At 46.4% G+C, this 19,370-nt stretch carries 22 protein-coding genes; 13 read left to right on the plus strand and 9 right to left on the minus strand.

The window, feature by feature from the left end; genetic code table 11:
* Positions 1–45: 45 nt before the first annotated feature.
* Positions 46–1,104: a hypothetical protein gene (locus HRI96_RS08870; RefSeq protein WP_210117018.1), complete on the minus strand. Its 1,059-nt coding sequence runs from the start codon at positions 1,102–1,104 to the stop codon at positions 46–48.
* A 483-nt stretch (positions 1,105–1,587) separates the two neighbouring features.
* On the opposite strand from HRI96_RS08870, the gene rsxC reads away from it, so the two are divergent.
* From rsxC to HRI96_RS08900, 6 genes are read left to right on the plus strand one after another with little or no spacing between them, the layout of a single operon-like run.
* Positions 1,588–2,955, plus strand: coding sequence for an electron transport complex subunit RsxC (gene rsxC / locus HRI96_RS08875; protein WP_210117019.1), 1,368 nt, complete (start codon positions 1,588–1,590; stop codon positions 2,953–2,955).
* On the plus strand, positions 2,955–3,917 hold the full coding sequence (locus HRI96_RS08880) for an RnfABCDGE type electron transport complex subunit D (RefSeq protein WP_210117020.1): 963 nt from the start codon (positions 2,955–2,957) through the stop codon (positions 3,915–3,917). Before rsxC ends, HRI96_RS08880 begins: the two co-directional genes overlap by 1 nt.
* Positions 3,914–4,507, plus strand: coding sequence for an RnfABCDGE type electron transport complex subunit G (locus tag HRI96_RS08885; protein ID WP_210117021.1), 594 nt, complete (start codon positions 3,914–3,916; stop codon positions 4,505–4,507). The genes HRI96_RS08880 and HRI96_RS08885 overlap by 4 nt, the downstream gene beginning before the upstream one ends.
* Positions 4,508–4,525: 18 nt before the next feature.
* The gene (rsxE, locus tag HRI96_RS08890) at positions 4,526–5,188 is read left to right on the plus strand and encodes an electron transport complex subunit RsxE (protein ID WP_210117022.1); all 663 of its coding nucleotides are present in this window, start codon (positions 4,526–4,528) and stop codon (positions 5,186–5,188) included.
* Positions 5,185–5,763: an electron transport complex protein RnfA gene (locus HRI96_RS08895; RefSeq protein WP_210117023.1), complete on the plus strand. Its 579-nt coding sequence runs from the start codon at positions 5,185–5,187 to the stop codon at positions 5,761–5,763. Before rsxE ends, HRI96_RS08895 begins: the two co-directional genes overlap by 4 nt.
* A 12-nt stretch (positions 5,764–5,775) precedes the next feature.
* Positions 5,776–6,066, plus strand: a complete 291-nt coding sequence (locus HRI96_RS08900; RefSeq protein WP_210117024.1) for an RnfABCDGE type electron transport complex subunit B — start codon at positions 5,776–5,778, stop codon at positions 6,064–6,066.
* A gap of 76 nt (positions 6,067–6,142) precedes the next feature.
* Here HRI96_RS08900 and HRI96_RS08905 read toward each other — a convergent pair whose 3' ends face one another.
* The 3 genes from HRI96_RS08905 to HRI96_RS08915 all read right to left on the minus strand — a co-directional run bounded on the left by HRI96_RS08905 (position 6,143) and on the right by HRI96_RS08915 (position 8,290).
* Complete coding sequence (locus HRI96_RS08905; protein WP_210117025.1) at positions 6,143–7,012, minus strand: alpha/beta hydrolase; 870 nt, start codon at positions 7,010–7,012, stop codon at positions 6,143–6,145.
* A gap of 110 nt (positions 7,013–7,122) precedes the next feature.
* Complete coding sequence (locus HRI96_RS08910) at positions 7,123–7,596, minus strand: flavodoxin (protein WP_210117026.1); 474 nt, start codon at positions 7,594–7,596, stop codon at positions 7,123–7,125.
* A gap of 301 nt (positions 7,597–7,897) precedes the next feature.
* Positions 7,898–8,290: a type II toxin-antitoxin system HicB family antitoxin gene (locus HRI96_RS08915; protein ID WP_210117027.1), complete on the minus strand. Its 393-nt coding sequence runs from the start codon at positions 8,288–8,290 to the stop codon at positions 7,898–7,900.
* 233 nt (positions 8,291–8,523) lie between these two features.
* Here HRI96_RS08915 and HRI96_RS08920 point away from each other — a divergent pair, with 233 nt between their 5' ends.
* The 4 genes from HRI96_RS08920 (at position 8,524) to HRI96_RS08935 (ending at position 11,045) form a co-directional block, all read left to right on the plus strand.
* Positions 8,524–8,727: a hypothetical protein gene (locus tag HRI96_RS08920; RefSeq protein ID WP_210117028.1), complete on the plus strand. Its 204-nt coding sequence runs from the start codon at positions 8,524–8,526 to the stop codon at positions 8,725–8,727.
* A 282-nt stretch (positions 8,728–9,009) separates the two neighbouring features.
* Positions 9,010–9,111: a LysR family transcriptional regulator gene (locus HRI96_RS08925; protein WP_210117029.1), complete on the plus strand. Its 102-nt coding sequence runs from the start codon at positions 9,010–9,012 to the stop codon at positions 9,109–9,111.
* A gap of 18 nt (positions 9,112–9,129) precedes the next feature.
* The gene (locus HRI96_RS11765; protein WP_256729202.1) at positions 9,130–9,339 is read left to right on the plus strand and encodes a hypothetical protein; all 210 of its coding nucleotides are present in this window, start codon (positions 9,130–9,132) and stop codon (positions 9,337–9,339) included.
* Positions 9,340–9,494: 155 nt separating this feature from the next.
* Positions 9,495–11,045, plus strand: a complete 1,551-nt coding sequence (locus HRI96_RS08935; protein ID WP_210117030.1) for a DUF5312 family protein — start codon at positions 9,495–9,497, stop codon at positions 11,043–11,045.
* A gap of 164 nt (positions 11,046–11,209) precedes the next feature.
* Here HRI96_RS08935 and HRI96_RS08940 read toward each other — a convergent pair whose 3' ends face one another.
* The 5 genes from HRI96_RS08940 to HRI96_RS08960 form a co-directional block, all read right to left on the minus strand.
* A complete protein-coding gene (locus HRI96_RS08940; protein WP_430741160.1) occupies positions 11,210–11,875 on the minus strand; it encodes a methionine ABC transporter permease in 666 nt (221 codons plus the stop codon).
* A 35-nt stretch (positions 11,876–11,910) separates the two neighbouring features.
* The gene (locus HRI96_RS08945; protein ID WP_210118676.1) at positions 11,911–12,939 is read right to left on the minus strand and encodes a methionine ABC transporter ATP-binding protein; all 1,029 of its coding nucleotides are present in this window, start codon (positions 12,937–12,939) and stop codon (positions 11,911–11,913) included.
* 71 nt (positions 12,940–13,010) lie between these two features.
* Entirely contained in the window at positions 13,011–13,424 is a 414-nt protein-coding gene (locus tag HRI96_RS08950) for an acyl-CoA thioesterase (protein WP_210117031.1), read from the minus strand.
* 151 nt (positions 13,425–13,575) lie between these two features.
* Positions 13,576–13,797 (minus strand): DNA-binding domain-containing protein, encoded by a 222-nt coding sequence (locus HRI96_RS08955; protein ID WP_210118677.1) that lies wholly within the window; start codon positions 13,795–13,797, stop codon positions 13,576–13,578.
* A gap of 40 nt (positions 13,798–13,837) precedes the next feature.
* The gene (locus tag HRI96_RS08960) at positions 13,838–16,708 is read right to left on the minus strand and encodes a hypothetical protein (protein ID WP_210117032.1); all 2,871 of its coding nucleotides are present in this window, start codon (positions 16,706–16,708) and stop codon (positions 13,838–13,840) included.
* Between the two features lie 236 nt (positions 16,709–16,944).
* On the opposite strand from HRI96_RS08960, the gene hflX reads away from it, so the two are divergent.
* From hflX to HRI96_RS08975, 3 genes are all read left to right on the plus strand, one after another.
* Positions 16,945–18,060 carry a GTPase HflX gene (gene hflX / locus HRI96_RS08965; RefSeq protein WP_210117033.1) on the plus strand — a complete coding sequence of 372 codons (1,116 nt, stop codon included), beginning with the start codon at positions 16,945–16,947 and terminating at the stop codon, positions 18,058–18,060.
* A gap of 17 nt (positions 18,061–18,077) precedes the next feature.
* On the plus strand, positions 18,078–18,704 hold the full coding sequence (locus tag HRI96_RS08970) for an HD domain-containing protein (RefSeq protein WP_210117034.1): 627 nt from the start codon (positions 18,078–18,080) through the stop codon (positions 18,702–18,704).
* A gap of 131 nt (positions 18,705–18,835) precedes the next feature.
* A complete protein-coding gene (locus HRI96_RS08975) occupies positions 18,836–19,309 on the plus strand; it encodes a flagellar basal body-associated FliL family protein (RefSeq protein ID WP_210117035.1) in 474 nt (157 codons plus the stop codon).
* Positions 19,310–19,370: the final 61 nt, after the last annotated feature.

Here is a 19,370-nt window from a genome sequence, read left to right on the forward strand (position 1 = left end):
CGACGGATTAACCGGCGATAACGTTAAAATTTCCTTCAGCTCCGTTTATTCGCCAAAAAGCTTTATTTCAGGAGCTTCGGTATCCTTCATGCCGAGTTTGAGCGTCACTCCGCCTGAAAACGCATTTACGTTTTCATATATCTTTTTCCATGCGCCTGTTACGGCAGCTTCGCTTTCCTGCCAGCCCTTCTCTTTCATAAAAGCGCTGTTCTTAGAATCAAGCATAAACTTAAATGTGATGCCTATGGAAGGCAGCCAGCTTTCGGAGCCTTCGATCACTTCCCGCGCGTTGTATTGCCATGCGCCGCTTAATTTTAAGAAATTCCTGTACATAAACTGCAAACCTGCGTCAAGTATGAAATTCTGCGCGGACGGAACCGTCATATCCAAGGAAAATGCCCCCGAAAAAAGCTCGCTTTCAAATACGGTAGCCGCAGCGCCTACGCGCAGAGTACCTATTCCCGGAAAAAAATCCGCTTCTTTTCCCTTTATTCCCAACACCGTAGTGTTTGTATAAGTTTTGCCGAGATTTTGCAAAGAAATTCCATAGCGCAGATTTTTCAGTCCCATGCAATCGCCCGCGTTATAAACAAACCCCAAATCGGCGGCGATCATAAAATCAGTGTTATAGTCGTAAAAATATCCGCTCGTAAGGCCCACGCCGACGGCGAGCTTTTCCGTTACGTCGCGGGAAGCCGACATCTTTAAGTTGAAACTCTTACCGACCTGCATTTCATAAAAAGGAATAACGGCTCCGTACATTTCCGCAGCGCCCACGCCCCATTTTGTGGGGACAAGCAAACCGCCCTGGAAAGCACTCGCAAATTTCTTATCGTCGGGATCTTTTGACGCAAAAAGCGCCGTATAGCCTGCGTCAAGCATGATCCTTTGTTCAAAAGCCGGAAGCGCCGGATTAAACGCTATGGATGCGGGCGTAACGTCAAAAAAAGCGCCGCCTGCCGCGGAAGACGCGGACGTCAGCTGGGTGGGGCTTGAAATACCGAAAAGATTTTCACCGCCCGCCGGCGGATTATAAGCGTACAGATTCAATGCGCATAAGAAAAACGCAAAAACAGTAAATTTTGATTTAATTCTTTTAATCATCTAAAATCCCCTTTCAAATACATAATACCTGCCGCATTTGCCGCACACGGATGTACGACCTACAATCTACAATCATAGTCGGCAGCTTTTGAAAAAACTGTCCCTTAAAATTCAACAGCCGAACAAAATGTCAATTTTAGAGGCTGTTGAATTAGTACGCTCTTTGCACGCTGATAAGCTATATATTAAAACAAATAAAAAATCAAGTAAGTAACATTTCTCTTCAATATTCGGACTTCCTAACCCGCGGCGCCGATTTACGCCGAAACGCCTAGCCGTCGGCGCTCCGCTGCAAACCCCGTACCTTTCCCCCCCCCCCCCCCAAAAAAAAAAAAGACGGAACCCGTGCGTGCGCCGTGCGTATACCGTATATGTACGGCGCTCTCCTGCAAAAGCGCAGAAACAAATAAAAAATGACAACTTTGTGCGCGCTTTATATTCATATCTGTTTACGAATCTTTGATCCTTTGTTAAAATCAAAATATGAAAACGTATACATTTAAAGGCGGAATTCATCCGCCGGAGAGGAAGGAGCCGTCTAAGGATTCTCCTATAACGGAAGCTTTTCCATCGTCAAAGACTGTGGTAATACCGCTTACGATGGGCGGCGCCCCGAATGCGGCAACCGTAAAAGCGGGCGACAAAGTCGTAAAAGGACAAGTGATCGCGGATTCACAGGAATTTATTTCGGCGCCTGTCCATGCCTCGGTTTCAGGGACGGTAAAAGAGATAGGGCTGCATCTGGTAACAGGGAATTTAAGGGTGCAGTGCATTACGATCGAAGGCGACGGTTCAAACGACTATTCGTACATGGAACCGCTGGATCCGTTCAAATGCAGCGGTGAAGAAGCCTTAAAACGCATAAGGGACGCGGGAATAGTCGGAATGGGCGGAGCTTCGTTTCCCACCCATGTAAAGCTGTCTCCTCCGCCCGGAACAAAAGTAGAATATCTTATACTGAACGGAGCCGAGTGCGAACCTTATTTGACAGTCGACTACAGGATGATGAAGGAATTTCCTCACAAAGTGATCGACGGGCTTGCAATCGTAATGAAAATAACGGGAACGCGCGGCGTTATCGCGATCGAGAACAACAAAGCCGATCTGGAAAATATTCTTAAATCGGAAATCATAAAGCAAAACAGGTCGAACGAAATTGAAGTTCGGGTGGTAAAGACAAAATATCCCCAAGGCTGCGAAAGAACTCTCATAAAAACCTGCATGGGAAGAGAAGTTCCTGCGGGAGGGTTGCCGGCCGACGTCGGATGCATAGTTTCAAACGTAGGAACGGTATGCGCCGTTTCCGATGCGTTCAGGCTGGGCAAACCCTTAATCGAGAGAGCTCTCACCTTTTCGGGAGGAGCGTGCCTTACGCCCAAAAATCTTTTTTTACCCGTAGGAACGCTCGTAAGCGATATTATCCCTGAAGCGATTTCCATAAAAGAAGGTGAAACCGTCAAGATTTTAAGCGGCGGCCCCATGATGGGCGCTGCCATGTCGTCTCCGGACTTTCCTATAGAAAAAGGCACGTCGGGAATTCTTTTTTTGACAAAAGAGGAACTGTGCCTTGAAGAAGAAAAAGGATGTATCGGCTGCGGGAAGTGTATCGACGCCTGTCCGATGAATTTAACCCCTGCAATGCTCGTCCGAGCTCTTAAGGTGCGGAATACCGAAAAAGCAAAAAAATTCGGCCTTATGGACTGCATCGAATGTGGCTGCTGCGCTTACGTGTGCCCTTCAAACATTCCGATAGTACAAAAACTCCGTCTGGGAAAATCAATAGTCAAACGGCAGCTCGCACAGGAAAAAGCCAGGGCATCGGCGGCAAAGCCGGCAGGAGGTAAGGCATAATGGCAGACTTAAGTTTAACTCAGTTAAAGGTTTCTTCTTCTCCGCACATTTCGGAAGGTCTCGACGCGCAAACCCTGATGTGCTTAGTTTTAACCGCATTGCTTCCGCTGTCGGTATACGGCGTAATACTCTATGGAGTAAATGCATTGGTAAGACTGCTGCTCTCCGTTGCGCTTGCAGTGGCTTTTGAAGCCTTGTTCCAACTTGCAACAAAGCAAAAAGTCACTGTAAAAGACTGTTCGGCGGCCGTCACGGGACTCCTTTTTGCCCTTACGCTGCCGCCTATGGTGCCCCTATGGCAATTGGCGATCGGGATACTGTTTTCCATCGTAGTTGCAAAAGGATTCTTCGGCGGATTGGGAGCGAACGTATACAATCCGGCGCTTGCGGGCAGAGCGTTTTTGTTCGTCAGTTTTCCGTCGTCAATGGGAGCCGTTTGGGTAAACCCTGCAACCGACGCCGTGAGTTCCGCGACGGTTCTTTCTCAAATAAAATCCGGAGACTTTACGGCCGGCACAGAAGACTATCTTAATTTTTTCTTAGGCAAGAGAGCGGGATGCATCGGCGAAACAGGCATATTTTTGATAATAATCGCATTCGTCTTTCTTTGGGCGACAAAGGTTATCGACTGGAGAGCTACGATCGCAATGCTTGTTACCGCGTCTTTAGCAGCCTTTCTTTCAGGCGGAGACGTCCTTATGACCTTGCTTTCAGGCGGATTGCTTTTCGGCGCGGTATTTATGGCGACCGATTATGCGACCACTCCGCAGACAAAGCCCGGCCGTCTCGTTTTCGGAGCTGCGTGCGGATTCATAACCTTTTTGATCAGAAAATTCGGGGGATATCCGGAAGGCGTAATGTTTTCAATACTCATAATGAATTCTCTTACGGCCTTTTTGAACAATCTCACGGGACGCAAGTACGGCTATAAACGGATAAAAAAGGCGGAGGCAAAAAAATGAAAACCATCAAACTCGGATTGATTCTTGCAGCCTATGCGGTTGCATCCTGTTTTTGTCTTGCGCTGATAAATAACATAACTTCTCCGGTAATCGCAAAAAACAAGGCGGGAAAAGTGGCGGACATACTCAAAGTGGTTTTTGCCGACGCCGATTCTTTTGAACAGGTTTCGGATTTTAAAACCGGAGAAGGCGCCGCCGTGATCGACGCGCTTTACATCGCCAAAAAAGGTAAAAACGTTTCGGGAGCCGTCACTCAAATAACGGGAGCCACTTACGACAAGGCCACAATCCTCGTAGGACAGGACTTAAAAGGCACCGTAACCGGCGTTCAATTCCTTGAATTGAGCGATTCCCCCGGCTTCGGACAAAAGGCAAGGGATCCCGCATTTAAAGTTTCAAGCGGCAAAACCTTTTACGAGCAATTTACCGGAAAAAAAGTAAAAGACGGATTTGTGCCGGGCGCCACATTCGAAGCTATAAGCGGATCTTCCATAACGTCAAAGGGAGTAGCTGCGCTGCTGTCCCAAGCGACGATAACCGCAGGCACATATCTTTCCGAAAAATACGGCGGAGAAGCCGTAGGCAATTGACAAAAGAGGTGAAATCAAATGAATAAAAATTTCGGTATTTTTAAAAACGGCATAGTCAAGGAAAACCCTCTTTTGGTGCTTTCGATAGGCTTATGCTCTTCTTTGGCGGTAACTACGAGCGTTTTTAACGGAATAGGAATGGGACTTTCCATGACCTTCGTGCTTTTGATGAGCGAAATAATCATAAGTTTGTTCCATAAGCTCATCCCTGACGCCATAAGGCTGCCCATATTCATAATAATAATCGCAGCCTTTACAACTATAGTGCAGTTGATCCTTGCGGCTTACATTCCCGCGCTATCGGAAGCGCTGGGCGTATTTTTGCCGCTTATAGTCGTAAACTGCATAATAATGGGACGCGTAGAATCCTTTGCATCAAAGAACGGCGTCGCTCCTTCCATATCCGATTCTTTGGGAATGGGCGTAGGCTATACTTGGGTATTAGTGGCCATTTCCTTTATCCGTGAATTAGTGGGTAACGGAACCTTGTTCAATATTAAGCTGATTCCCGACACCTATACGGTGGGAATGTTCAGCAAGGCTCCGGGAGGATTTATAATTTTCGGGCTTATGATCGCAATCACGGCGACGATAAGCAAGGCCGTAGAAAACAAAAAGAAAGCTGCGGCGGCCGCGGCTAAAAAATCTGCTGCAAACGGCGCGGAAGGCGGTGCAAAATGAGCGGCTTATTGAATATCTTTTTAAAATCCATGCTGGTAGATAACGTCATATTCGTGCAGTACCTTGCTTTGTGCCCGTTTATCGGAATGACAAGCGACACAGGGAAGTCAACAGGAATGGGAATCGCCACGACGTTCGTAATAATTTTGGCTACGGCTGTAACCTACCCATTGTACTACTTTGTACTCGTTCCTTTGCAGCTGGAATTCCTTCAAACACTGATATTTATCCTTGTAATAGCCTCATTAGTTCAGCTCGTGGAATTTTATCTTAAAAAATCGGCTCCAGCGCTTTACAGCGCGATGGGCGTTTATCTGGCTCTGATAACCACAAACTGCGCCGTTTTGGCGATAACGCTCAACTGCATAAGCAAAGACTACAATTACCTGCAGTCTTTAGTGTATGCGTTCGGTTCCGCCTCGGGATTTTTGATTTCAATGGTAGTAATGTCGGGAGTAAGAGAAAGGCTTGACATAGCCCCCGTGCCCGATTTTCTTAAAGGAAAACCGATTTTGTTTATTGCAGCGGGTTTTTTGTCGCTTTCGTTTCTCGGATTTTCAGGATTAATTAAGTAGCGGGGTTTACGGATGAAGATCATTATTTCGACTATCATAGTCTCTTTTGTTTTGGCTTTTACATTGGGCGTTCTTCTTGGGATTTTTCAAAAGATTTTTGCAGTCAAGGTTGACGAACGTGTCGTAAAGATCCGCGCAATTTTGCCCGGCATAAACTGCGGAGGCTGCGGATTTCCGGGCTGCGACGGGTTCGCGCAAGCCTGCGTTAAAGGGGAACTCGGAGGAAGAGCTTGCGCTCCGGGCGGCGCCAAGGTAAAACAGGCAATAGCGGAGATCATGGGAGCGTCTTCTCAAGGCGCATAAGCCCACAGAAAAATCAACAACCTCGCCGCAGATTCGCGCAGTTTGATTTCATCAAGCCGTTTAAGCGGCGACTTTTTTACCGAACCTGATGTCTCTTTTCGCCGATTATGCTTTGTACAAATTCTACCGCATATTCCGCGGCTTTCCGCATCGCGTTTCCGTAAAAGACGTGGCCCGCGCCATCAAGCGTTATGAGCTTCGCGTCGGGGAAGGTTTTAACCGCCCTTTCCGAATACGACAGCGGCACAAGCGAGTCGGCGCTTCCGTGAATGATGAGCGTTTTGCCGGAATATTGCGGTATCAATGTATAAATATCAAAGGACAGCGCATCCTTATTATAAATGCGCCCGACGGTTTTTCCGAGCAGCTTCATTGTGTCGGGAATCCGTTCCGGATCAGGTGTGCGCCGCCGAGCGTCATCATGCAACACAAAAGCGGGATATAATAAAACCAAGCCCGCGACATCGGCGGGGCGCAGTGCGGCAACATACGTCGAAACAAATCCTCCTTGGCTTTCTCCTAATAAAAAGATTTGCTCCGCCTTAAAACGCGCGTCGGCTTTTAAGTTATCGAGAATGACCGTCAAATCTTCAGCCTCGGTAAGCACCGACATTTCCGTCATTTTCCCGTCGCTTTTGATATGATTGCCGCCGCCGATAAACTCGAAAATGTATGCGGCAATGCCCTGTTCCGCAAAAGATTCGGCATAGCTTTTAACGCCGCTGCGGTTTCCGCCGAATCCGTGCGAAAGGATAACCAAGGGCACGGGCAATGCGCGATCGGGGATAAAAAGCTCACCGGATATTTTCATGCCGTTTCTTTGAAAATTTTGTTCTTCGACTTTAAAGGCGGCCGCCGCATTTGTTTGCGCCGCTGTGTTTGTTTGCGCCGCGGCGATCGTTCCGATACATAAAACAGCTGCCGATAAAAGCGTAAAATTTTTCATATTTTATCTTCCATACTTCGCCTAAACTGATATTTTTTCCATCGTTCAAGTAATCTAAAAAAATTGTAAAGTTATATCAGCCTCTTATAAAAACTCACTATTGAATATCGTTAAAACCGTGCAGCCCACTCGGCAAGTGTATCCTTGTTCAGCCGTCCATTCAACAATTTGCCTTCCACGATTTTTGCATTCGGAGCGCTCGGCTGCAAGTTGGCGACAGCCTTCCCGAAACCGCTTCCGTCCGATGTGGCAAAAAGGACGATCTTCTTACCGGTAAAATCATAGCGTTCAAGAAAGGTGTTGATGATTGTCGGAGCGATATACCACCAAATCAGAAAGCCGATAAAAATTACATCATAGTCGGCGATGTGTGCATCGGTATCCGCAATAGCGGGGCGCGAATTTTTATCTTTCATTTCCACTGTGCTGCGCGATTTTTTATCCATCCAGTCCAAATCCGCTTTTGTATACGGAACTGCCGGCTTTATTTCATACAAATCTGCTCCTGCAGTTTCCGCCAATGTGCGGGCCGCTTGAGCCGTTATTCCCGACGCGCTGAAAAATGCCACCAGTTTCTTTGCCATAATAGCCTCCTTAGGTTTTATTTCATACATATTTTAGGGCGACCCGGTTTCCGCTTCGCGAAAACCGTCGGGCTTTTCGGGGTTCCGCCTTTCGGCTCCATTCGACGCAACTGCTAAACGCAGTTGCTTACGAACGGCTTCGCCGCCCCTCCAATCCCTGTCGCGCGCGGTACTTCTGCCGCAACAGCCTCTGTCATACAAATTAGCAAACAAACCAAAATATGTACAATAAAAGTTTTGCACGGCGCTATATCAAAAACGCATAGTTGAGGTACGCCTTCTTTTGTGTGTCTGTATAAAGTCATATGAATGCCGCTTGTTTTTGTGTCAATACAACATGCTCTTTTTCCGAATTTTTTGAAAGCAAATAAACACAATATTGATTCATACTTACGCCTTCTCTTTTAGAATCTTCGGCGAGAGTCCTGTGCAACGTTTTCGGAATACGTAGTTTAAACTGCCCCGAATAAGAATCGGCTGAATTCGGCTCATTTATGGAAATTCCGTCTTCAATAGCCGCAGAAATCCACTCTTTCTTTGCATCCTCGGCATTTTCAACGGCTTCCGAAATTGTTAAACCGCAAGTAATACAACCCGGAAGATCTGGATAAGATGCAACATATCCGCCTTCTTCCGAGTCGGGGATAATTTCCAATTTATATGGCATTTTTATATATTCTTCAAAAGTTTTCATATTAATCCTCCAATTCCGAAAAACGCATATTATTATCAAGACATTTTATTTTCTCCAGTAATTTTTCCCATTGCGACATAATTTATCATAAAATGACACCGCATTTGGTGTCAAGCACTTTAAATCTGGTTAATTGTGAACACTTCTAAAACGTACTGTTCATATCAAAAGGTTTTTGAAAATTACTGCAAAATGGTCATAAATACGTTATACTACTATTCGGAGACGGTAAAATGTTTGCAACAACCGGAATTATTCAGGGGAATAAAATCCTTACAGACGATTCTTCGCTTGAACGTTACAACGGCAGAAAAGTAATCATAACCGTTTTGGAAGAGGAAACTTCGTATAATACTGTTTCCGATGAAAAACTTTTCACACTTTCCGATTCTCTCATCGATCGGAATAAAAAGGCCTATCGGGAATTGGCTCAATGATTTTTTTTGAGTACGAACAAGTCGTAAAGCTCCACAGTTCTCTTATCGAACAAACAGGTGGGATTGACGGTGTGCGTGACGGGAATCTTTTGGATTCGGCATTGAAAGGAGTGTCAAATTCCGAAAATGCTGCATTAATGCGCGAGCGCGCACACATATATCCGCGAGTTTTCTTTTGAAAACTCGAATAATATCTCCTGATAACAAAGAATTTTATATCCATCTCTTGCATTATAATTTCCCAGACTATATCAAAAACGCATAGCGTAATATACTGTCTTTATGGAACTCTATCAGCTGCGCGAGCTTATCGCCTTTGCCGAATGCGGAAACCTTTCCAAAGCGGCGGAAGCGGTACACACGTCGCAAAGCGCGTATAATTGATTATCCTGCTCCGCCCGCTTGAAGAAACTGACTCTGGCGGCAAGCCGCGCTACCGTTCCTAAAAGCAAAGTCACCGTCCCCTTGTCCGATCAGGAAGTGAACGTGCAGTTTTGGTGCATATGCTTGGCGGAAAAAGAAGCCGAATACGCACCGCTGCTCGCCGCGATGGAAAAAGATAAAAAACATCATACTTTATCCAAGATAAATTCACAAATCGAACTCCCGTAACCTGTGGTCGCGATAAACTCGTCGATGATTTTCATCCTGTACTTCTTGCTTGTCGTACAGGACCGTTTGGCCGTTTCTTCGGTCAATTTCTTTTTTTGTTTCCATGTCCAACTATTGTCTTGACAGTCCGTTATTTTTATCTCATATTTAAACTTATGGCAGAAAACAAAACGGATAAAACGGATAATAGGAATTTTATTCAAAAACTTATAGATTCCATCTTCGGGATCGGAGATCCTGAGGTTCTTAAAAAGAAGCAATTAAAATCCATAGCTAAAGACCTGTCAAAGTCGCATTTCAATTTTTATAAATTTTCATCGGATGAAGTTCTCCCTTCGCTGGCAAAGTTTTTTTATCAAATCTATAAAATCATATCTCCGGCGCAAACATTGATTCAATCGATGAACAATCCGGCCGCAATAAAAAACAGCATAGTCATGTCGGCTCTTTCCGAAGATCAGCTTACGCTTTCTCAAGAGCTGTCGGAACCGGCTATAAGGGAAAAGACAAAATCCGTTCCCGTAAGTCAGCTTTCGGAACAGATACATCAGCAGATAGATCAGTTTGTTTCGTCCTTCGACATGGAAAAAATAACGAAGATCGATCTTTTATACGCTTCTTTTCAGCGCTTTCAAGCGTTCTGCACATACGACTACTTTTTCCTGCTCAAAAAATTTTGTCCTACCCTCAAGGAACACGATTTTACGGTTCAGCCCCATTTTGAATCCATTAATTCAAAATATGTAAAAGAAGACATAAAAGATTTTGTAAGCGTCGCCTTAGTGCTTGAAAAAGATGAAGATTGGTCGTCGCTCTTTTCATTTTTTAAAGATTCCAGAGGAACGGAACCTTTGCCCATGCGCAGCTGGACGCAAATTCTTTCAAGGCTGCACAACATGAAGCGCGACAGAATTTTTGAAAAACTCATAAAACTCATAGACAAGGATCCGTTTTATGAAATTTCAATCACCACGCAGACTACGAACGTCGTGGAACCGTTCATTGAAAAAGTAAAAAACGAAGCGCTGCAAACGATTCAAAAACTTCACGGCGAGCAAAAAAAGAACCAGATAGACGGCTTGCTCACCCAGCTTTTCGGTACGGAAGCGATCGCGCGATTAAAAAACTATACTGAAGAAGCAAATTCGGATTTTATAAAGCACAAACTGCCCATGTTCGCGTACTGCCAACCGCTCAATTACCTTAAAGCGTTTTTGCTTGATTTTGTAAAAGCCGACTTTCGCGCCTTTGCGGACCTCGTGCTGGTACGCGGTCAGTGGACGTCTTCCCCGCTTTCAACACCGATGTCTGAAGCATACAACGACCTTTTGGATTATTCAAAAAAAATCACGGAATTTGACGAAAAACTTGCCGAAGACAACGAGATCGGCATAAAGATAAAGACTCTCATGCCCAGAACTTTGAGAGAACGCGATGCGTCAAACATAGCTTCAACTCTTATAGAAGACGCAAACGACGCGGCAAAGGAATTCCTTGTAGTCTGCACCCAAAACCTCATCACCATAGGCAAAACCGTAAAAACACTGCTGGAAGATTACGCAAAAATGCCTAGAGCTGAAATAATCATAAACTGGAAGGAACTTGAGCATTTTTCGGACGAACCGATCAAAGACTTCGGCGTTAGGATATATAAAAAAATATATCTGTTCACGCAGCTTATGCAGACGATGATCGGTAAAAAATAAGGGCTTAAAACGGAACGCCGCAAAACACAGGCTTAAACTCAAGCGGTTCCTGTCGCAAAACTGCAAGCGGCAGCGTTTCAGATCGCCGTCGATCAGCCGGATTAAAAGTTTAAAAGAGGGCGGTAAACACTGCGCGCAAAGTGAAAACTGCGCGCGACAGCACTTTAACGTTTCGATATTATCCTGTTTGAAATTTTCGTTCCCGTAAACTGTATAACTTCAACCAACACAAGAATAACAACGACGGCGGCAACCATCACTTCGGTTCTGAACCTTTGATAGCCGTAGCGGATCGCAAGGTCGCCAAGTCCGCCGCCGCCTATCGCACCCGCCATAGCCGAATACCCTATGAGGTTTATGATCGTAAGCGTGATTCCGTCGATTAAAGAAGGCATAGCTTCCGGCAGAAGAACCTTCGTTACGATCTGCATGAGAGTCGATCCCATAGAGCGCGCCGCCTGCACAACCCCGGGATCAACTTCTTTGAGAGCGGTCTCTATCACCCGAGCCACAAACGGAGCCGCAGCGATTGAAAGAGGAACTATGGTGGCTTTTGTGCCTATGCTCGTGCCGATCAAAATGCGCGACAGGGGGAACAGGAGAATCATGAGTATGATAAACGGAAAAGAGCGCAAAACGTTTACGATCCTTGTAAGAACCTGATTTAAGATCGGCCGCGGGCATATACCCGTTTCAGGCGCCGTAATGCAAAGCAAAACGCCCAGCGGCAGCCCCAGAACAACGCTGAACAGCGTAGACAAAAACACCATGATCATAGTCTGCACCGTGGCGTCAAAAACAAGCGTAAACAATTTATAAAGATCCATCATATACTTTCACCTATTTTCAAATTTTATGTAGAGAATTACTTACCCGCATCCGTTTTTTCAACAAAGATGCCTTCGCTTTTAAGATAAGCGAAGGCCTTTTCCAGTTCCGCCTTTTCGCCTGTGATGTCGGTTAAAAGCGTGCCTACCTTGCCGTTTTGCAATTTTTGGATGCCGCCGGCCCTTATATTGAATTCGACGTTGAATTTTTTGGAAAGGCGGCTTAAAACAGGCTCGTCGGTGAGATTGCCGCTGAAGCGGAGCAAATATGCCCCGCCGCCGGAAGACCAGCGTATCATATTGCCGTCATCCGTGCAGGCCGGCGGCTGCAAGTGCGAAAGAAATTCCTTCGTCGCCTCAGTCTTAGGATGCATAAAAATATCTTCTACGGAACCCTGTTCGACTACGGCTCCGTCGTTTAACACGGCTACATAGCTGCAGGCGTCGCGCACAACTTCCATCTGATGCGTTATCATCACAACGGTAAGGTTCATTTTTTGCTGAATCTGCCTGATCAGATCGAGAATGGAATGCGTAGTCTGCGGATCCAAGGCGCTCGTAGCTTCGTCGCAAAACAGTATGTCGGGATCGTTTGCAAGAGCGCGCGCTATGGCGATACGCTGCTTTTGCCCGCCTGAAAGAGTTGAAATAGGCGCGTCGGCTCTGTCTGCAAGGCCTACGAGTTCAAGCATTTCTTTAACGCGGCTTTTGATTTTTTCTTTTTTTACTCCGCAGATTTCAAGCGGATAGGCTATATTCTGCCCTGCCGTCCTTGAGCTGAACAAGTTGAAATTCTGAAATATCATACCTATACGGCGCCGCCGGACGATGAGCGCGGATGGCGAAAGATCGTCTACACGTTTTCCGTCGTAAAACACTTCACCCGAATCGGGACTTTCCAACAGGCTTATAAGACGCACAAGGGTGGATTTTCCCGCCCCGCTCTTGCCTATGATACCGAAAATTTTGTTTGAAGGAATAATAAGACTTACGCCGCGTACCGCGTGCACTTGCATAGAAGTTTTTCCGCCGTATGTCTTTACAAGATCTTTAAGTATTATTTCCATGGTTTTCCCCGCAAGAAGTTTTACCGATGTTTTCAAAAAGTTTTACGCGAAGTTTTATGCGCCGCCGGCTCTTATGTTCCGGACTTATCGGGCAGCAATCCGGGAACCATAAATTTTTCAGGCAGACGGCAAGGCCTTCCGTTTTCTTTGTTCACGCTTGCCCACGTAACGTCGGCTTCTACGCAAACCGTGCCGTCTTCCTTGCGTATAACTTGATGCATAGTCCCCGATACGGCGCCAAGATTAACCGAACACACTTCGATCGTGAGCTTATCGTCAAGAAAGGCGGAAGCCTTGTAGTAAATATCTATATGCGTCACATAAAGGTAAAAACCTTCGGCCACTGCGGCGTTATAATCGAATCCTATCTTGTGAAGATATTCCATTCTGGCATATTCAAGATAGTTCAAGTACACCGCGTTATTAACGTGTCCGTAAGAATCGCATTCGTATGATCGCACGGTTAATTCTGCAAAATGTTTCATTGAACCTAAGTATAATAAAACAAAGGTTTTTCGGCAATCGCGCATTGACGACAAGAGGCGGGAACAGGCCGCGTACTCATACTAAGAGAGGATTCATGTCGGGCGGCTGACGGTCAAAAGAGCACGAATATGCGCCGTCAATGTGTCCGAATCATTGACAACAAGCGGCGGGAATAAGGTCAACCGTCCTCCTGTGGGTTTTATAGTCGTAGGGGAAATTCTCCGTTGCCCACACACCCGATACACGCGGACTGATTTGCACAAGTCCGTCCATAAAGGCCGCTCCCTGCTGAATCAAATCTTTGACCGCTTTGCCGCGCAAACCGAGGATACTCAAGATGGTTTCTTTTCGGAACTTATAAGCGTAATTTATCGAACAGACTCGGAACGGATTATTTGCGGATAATAAATCGTTATTTTAATACGGATTCTACAAGCTTTTTAAAAGACGGATCTATTTTTGTGCCCTCTGTACGAATGTTGTCGGATATTCTGAAAAGTCCGTCGTCTTCGGCAATAATGACGGCATTATTTTTATCCGCGACATTGTCGTCTTTACTCTCAGAAAGGCTTTTATCCGCTTCTTCCGCCCCAGCTATTTCCGTGATCGGCGCATTTCCGCGTGCTGCAAAGGCCGTAAAAGAAAAATCAGGAACGAACGGCCGCGAAGCTGAACCCAAAATTTCTTCAAGAGGAAAGACTTCTTCTGCGGGCATATCAGCTTCTGAAACGGCCGAACCTCCGACAAGTGCAGTATCTTCAGAATCTATCGGGCGATCGCCGGTATAGGTATCGGGATCAGCGTAGGCGTCGGCAACAGTATCGGTAAAATCTGGCTCTTTCCGCGGCATTTCGTCGTCCAAATCATCAAAATCCGGAGACGATATTTGAAAATCGGAAACATCGCCTTCCGAAACGACACGGTTTTCTTTAGCGTCCGAATCAAATCCCGGTTTTTCGTCAAACTCTGATTTTTTATCTTCATTCTGTCCGGCCGCTTCGGGAGCCGAGGGCGTTGCGCCGGAGTCTGGGCGCATTTCCAAGGCGCTCGGGGCCGCGGTTTCCACCGTAGGTTCGGCTTCTTTGTGGTCGGAGGGCGCTGCTCCGGAAGGTCTGACATACGCGGCCTCCGATTCCGCAGCTTTTACCGCTTCGGGCAATTTAACATCATTGGCAGCCTGAGCGGGAAGTTTTACCTCGTCGGCGTCTTTAAGTTCCTCTACCGGTTCCGCTTCAAAGACTTCCTCGCCGGCGGAAGGTTCGGTACCGGAAACGTCGGCGGCGGCAGCAAGATTTTCGCCGACCTCAGCAGCAGCGGCGAGTTCTTCCACCGGTTCCGCGTCAGAGATATCATCGGCAGCGACAAAGTCTTCGACTTCGGAGACGTCTTCGGCAGCGACAAGTTTCTCTTCGCCCGGAGCTTCTTCCGCAGCGACAAGGTCTTCAATTTCGCCGGCCTCTGCGGAATCGCCGGCAACATCAAGGTCTTCATCATCGCCGCTTTCCTCAAGCTCTTCGACATCCTCAGCATCTTCGAGCACAGCGAGATCTTCGTCTTTTCCGATCTCGCCGGGAATCTGATTTTCAGTTTCCGCGACGCTCTCCGCCGGCTTAGGATCTCCCGCCAAAGCAGTAAAATTCTTCGCCTCGACGCCTGCGCCGTTTCCGCCGGCCGTTTCCGAAACACCCGTCCCCGACGCGCCCGCTCCCGGTACGGCAGCAGCCTGTATCTTTATTGTGCCGCTGCCTAAAATTTCCTGCAGCATTTGTTTTATTTCGGCGGAATTTTGCAGAGCGTTATTTCTTTCTTCGGCGGCTATGGCTGCCCCCGAGCGTACATTAAGAGCCGCAAAGATTTCTTCCCAGCTTTTGTTAAGCAATTCGTCAACTTCTTTTCCGTATTTTTTTACACGGTAATGCCCTAAGCTCTTCCTTATACTTTTGGAAACCTCATCCTTGCGGTTTTCGATATTTTTTACTACGGCGCTCCAGTCAACGTCCATTTTTTTATTCAAATATTCGTTTACAACCGAAAACTGAAAACGCCTTATGCGGTTTTGGATTACAACCATGTCGTCGGGTTTGAGGCTGAGCAATAAAAAAACCGCAAGGAATAAAGAAATAAAAACACAAACGAGTAAAAGTATTCGCACGGTCTGCGGCATAACAAAAATACTGTCGCGATAGACGCCGCTAATGACGGCGAAGGAAGATTTTTTGCTTGAAAGTAAAACCCAATATCTTACGGCCCCCTTCGATTTGCCGGTCATTTTTCCATCGATATTTTTATTGCGGACGATTTCACTGCGGGAACCGCCATCAACGTCGTCGCCTTCATCGCCGGTTATGTTGTCGACGCTTTTACCGTTCGCGCTTTCGAAGTTTTCGCCGCCGGCGTTTTTATCGTTCGCCGTTTCGAAGCCGTCTCTCCCGCCGCTTTCTTCATACGAAACTATCCTTTCAGGGCCTTTTTCATTACCCTTCCACCGTTCCAAAATCTGCTTTTCAAAAAAATCACGCCCTGCTACCGGAAGTCCGAAAACATATCCGTATGACGCCGTGCCGTCGGCAAAATCCAAAAGAATCCCCGTTTCGCTCAGAGTAATAAGATTTAAGGCTGAAAGTTCACGATTAAAATCGGCCGAACTTAAATAAAAAACGGCGGTGCCGCGGTAAGCGGTATACACGTCGTAAAAAGGAAACGAAAAAATTACACGACGATTGGCGGCGTCCGGCGTGATTTTATATTTTTCAGCGCCGCCGTCAGCGACAACGCTTCCGTCGGCGACGGAAATTCTACTGAACGGAATTTCCTGAGTGCCGGAAGGAGCGCTTAAAGCGCCGTAGTTTTTATAAACGCGTAAATTTTCGGAATTTTGTAATAGATCGGCAGAATAAGTGCTGAAGTGGACGCTTCGACCGTTCGAATCGATTATGCGTATTCCCGACAGCCCCGGAACGGAATTGAACAGAGCTCCGGTAATACGGCTTCTTTCGCGCACATCTTCGTCGGACGCACGCTGCGTCAAATATGAAGCTACCGGTTTTTCGGCCGTATATGCTTCAAGTTTGCCGAGCAAAGAATTTACATATAAGTCGTAGCCTGCGGCTATATCGTCAAGCTGGCGAGTAATCCCTAAAACTTTTGCAGGCTGGTAAAAACGTGTTTCTATTGCGGAAAAAAGCCCTGAAAAGGCCGCAATCGCAAACGCGGCAAACAGAAAAACGGCTACCAACAGACTGACTGCATTTTTTTGACCAGAGGTAATTTTGTCATCCTCCACAATTTAAATTCTCGAAAAAAATCGCTAAAGGCGAGTTTTCAAGACGCCGCAAACGGCATTCCCGGGAATTGCGATTTTCCTGCATGCTGTTTTTTAAAGACGATTTTACTCTAACATTATCGGCGTAAAATGCTTATAAAAGCAGATTTAATTATATAACAGGCGGATAATAATAGCAAAACTAAAGAAAACGAAAACCGCTTCATAAAAAAACGCCGATTAAATATACTGTAACGGTGATAGAAATTCGGCAGGAAGAAGAAAGAAAAACACAGTGCTTTTTGGTAGGAAGCGCAGGCGGCGATCTGAGCGAACTTGAAAGTCTTATTTCTACGCTGGAAATGAACATCGCAGGAAAGACCTCTCTCGTGCGGCCGAATCCTACGCCTGCGTACGGCATGGGCATAGGCAAGGTGCGGGAAATAATTCAGGCGGCGGAAGAAGCGGAAGCCGACTGCATAATTTTCGATTTTACGATCGACCCCACAAAACAGCGCAACTGGGAAAAACTTGCTAAAAAGCCCGTCTTCGACAGACAGGAAGTAATTCTAAGAATATTCGCCAAGCGGGCAGAGACAAGAGAAGCCTCTCTGCAAGTCGAACTCGCCCGCCTTGAATATTCTCTTCCAAGGCTCGCACATTCATACGGAGACCTGTCGCGCCAGCGAGGCGGCAATTACGGTTCCAAAGGAAGCGGAGAAACCCAGCTTGAACTGGATCAGCGCGGCGTCCGCTTAAAAATACGGCAGCTTAAAAAGGAACTTGAAAAAGTCGTTCAAAACCGCGACGTTCAGCGAAAAAGGCGGGAAAAATTTTCCATGCCTGTCTGCGCCCTTACGGGCTACACAAACGCAGGCAAGTCAAGCCTTATGAACGCGCTCACCGGAGCCGGCGTGTTCGTTGAAAATAAACTTTTTGCGACGCTCGATCCGACAACAAGGCGCCTGGCATTTAAAAACGGAAGCCACGTGCTCTTATCCGACACCGTAGGTTTTATAAGCAGTCTTCCGCACAGCCTGGTAAACGCTTTTAAATCTACATTGGAAGAAGCGGCAAGAGCGGATCTTTTGCTGCTCGTGCTTGACGCCTCCGACGAAAATATAAAAAACCAATACGATACGTGCATAAACGTGCTTGAAGAAATAGGCGCCGCAAAAAAACCGCGTATCGTCGCTCTCAATAAAATAGACTGTCTTGAAAACGAGGATTTAAAATTAAGCGCGTTAAAAATAAATTTTCCCGACGCCTCCTTTATAAGCGCCAAAACGGGACAGGGACTTGAAGATCTGCTTGAAACGATCCGTAACCGCATCGATATTCAGTTAATGCCGCCGTATACCGATCTAAAATAAATCTTTATAATCAAACCATGGAAAACAAAAATATTTTGGAAGTGTTTACCCCTTCCGAAGATGAAAGATTGAACCGGCAGCTTAAATTCAGCGTCGAAGCCGATAAAATGACAAAAATTCTGCGAAGGACGCTTTTGACCGACGGTTCCCGCCGTGAAAACGATGCGGAGCATTCGTGGCACATAGCGCTCATGTGCATGCTTTTCAGCGAATATGCAATTGAAAAACCGGATGTCCCTCACTGCGTAAGTCTTTGCGTCGTCCACGATCTTGTTGAAATATACGCCGGCGACACATTTGCCTTTGACAAAGAAGGCTATAAAGATAAAAGCGAACGCGAAAAAAATGCGGCAAAAAAACTGTTCTCCATTCTTCCAGAAGATCAGGGGAAAAAATTTAGCGCAATGTGGCAGGAATTTGAAGCGATGGAAAGCGCCGATTCTAAATTTGCAAACTGCATGGACAGGCTGCAGCCGTTTTTGCACAACACCCTCACAGGCGGACACACTTGGATTCAGGCGTCCGCGTCAAAGGAAGACGTCGAACACAGGATGGCGCTCGTAAAGCAGTTTATGCCGCGCTTGTGGCCGTGGGTGCAAAAAAACATTGAAAAAGGCCTTAAAGAAGGATGGATCCGCGGATAATTTAGCCGTAAGCCGAGGAACCTTGCAAACATGCGCGCCGAGCAAGTGCGCCATGTCTGCGTACGGATGTGCAAAACGTGCGCCGCGCGTTTAAGCCTGACAACGATCCGTTTATAATATAAACTGTTAATATGCAGATTTCACTGAATAAAATCTTAGCCCTAATATCCGTCGCAATAGCAGGTGCAATAATCATAATAACTGCGTTGAGCTTTGCCTCAGGCAAGGCTTCTCCCGGGCAAAACATGAGAAAGGCCGATCCTGCGCCCGAATCTGTAGCAAAAGAATACGCGGCCTTTACGGAACTGGGCAGGCTCCGTTCGTTTTCCAAACCCCAAAGCGGAAAAGACAGAGGAAGTCCCGTCATAATAACTCCGTGGATTTCTTACCCGGCCGGTGACAGAATTTTTTATGAAGAGCTCATCCAAAAGGCCAGAAAAATACGGTCGGTCATAACAGATTATTTTTCAAAATACACAAAGGAAGAGCTTTTAGCTATGGGTGAAAAAGAAATAAAAACCGAACTTGAGCGCCGGATCAACGCGGAACTTGTGCTCGGAAAAATAAAAGCCGTTTATTTCAGCGAATATATCTTCTTGGATTAACGCTTTTGCTCATGAGGCTGCGCGACTGATAATACGGTGCGGCATCGCCTTGCGGCATGAT

Origin of the sequence: Treponema parvum (assembly GCF_017893945.1) — a bacterium.
Lineage (GTDB): Bacteria > Spirochaetota > Spirochaetia > Treponematales > Treponemataceae > Treponema_D > Treponema_D parvum_A.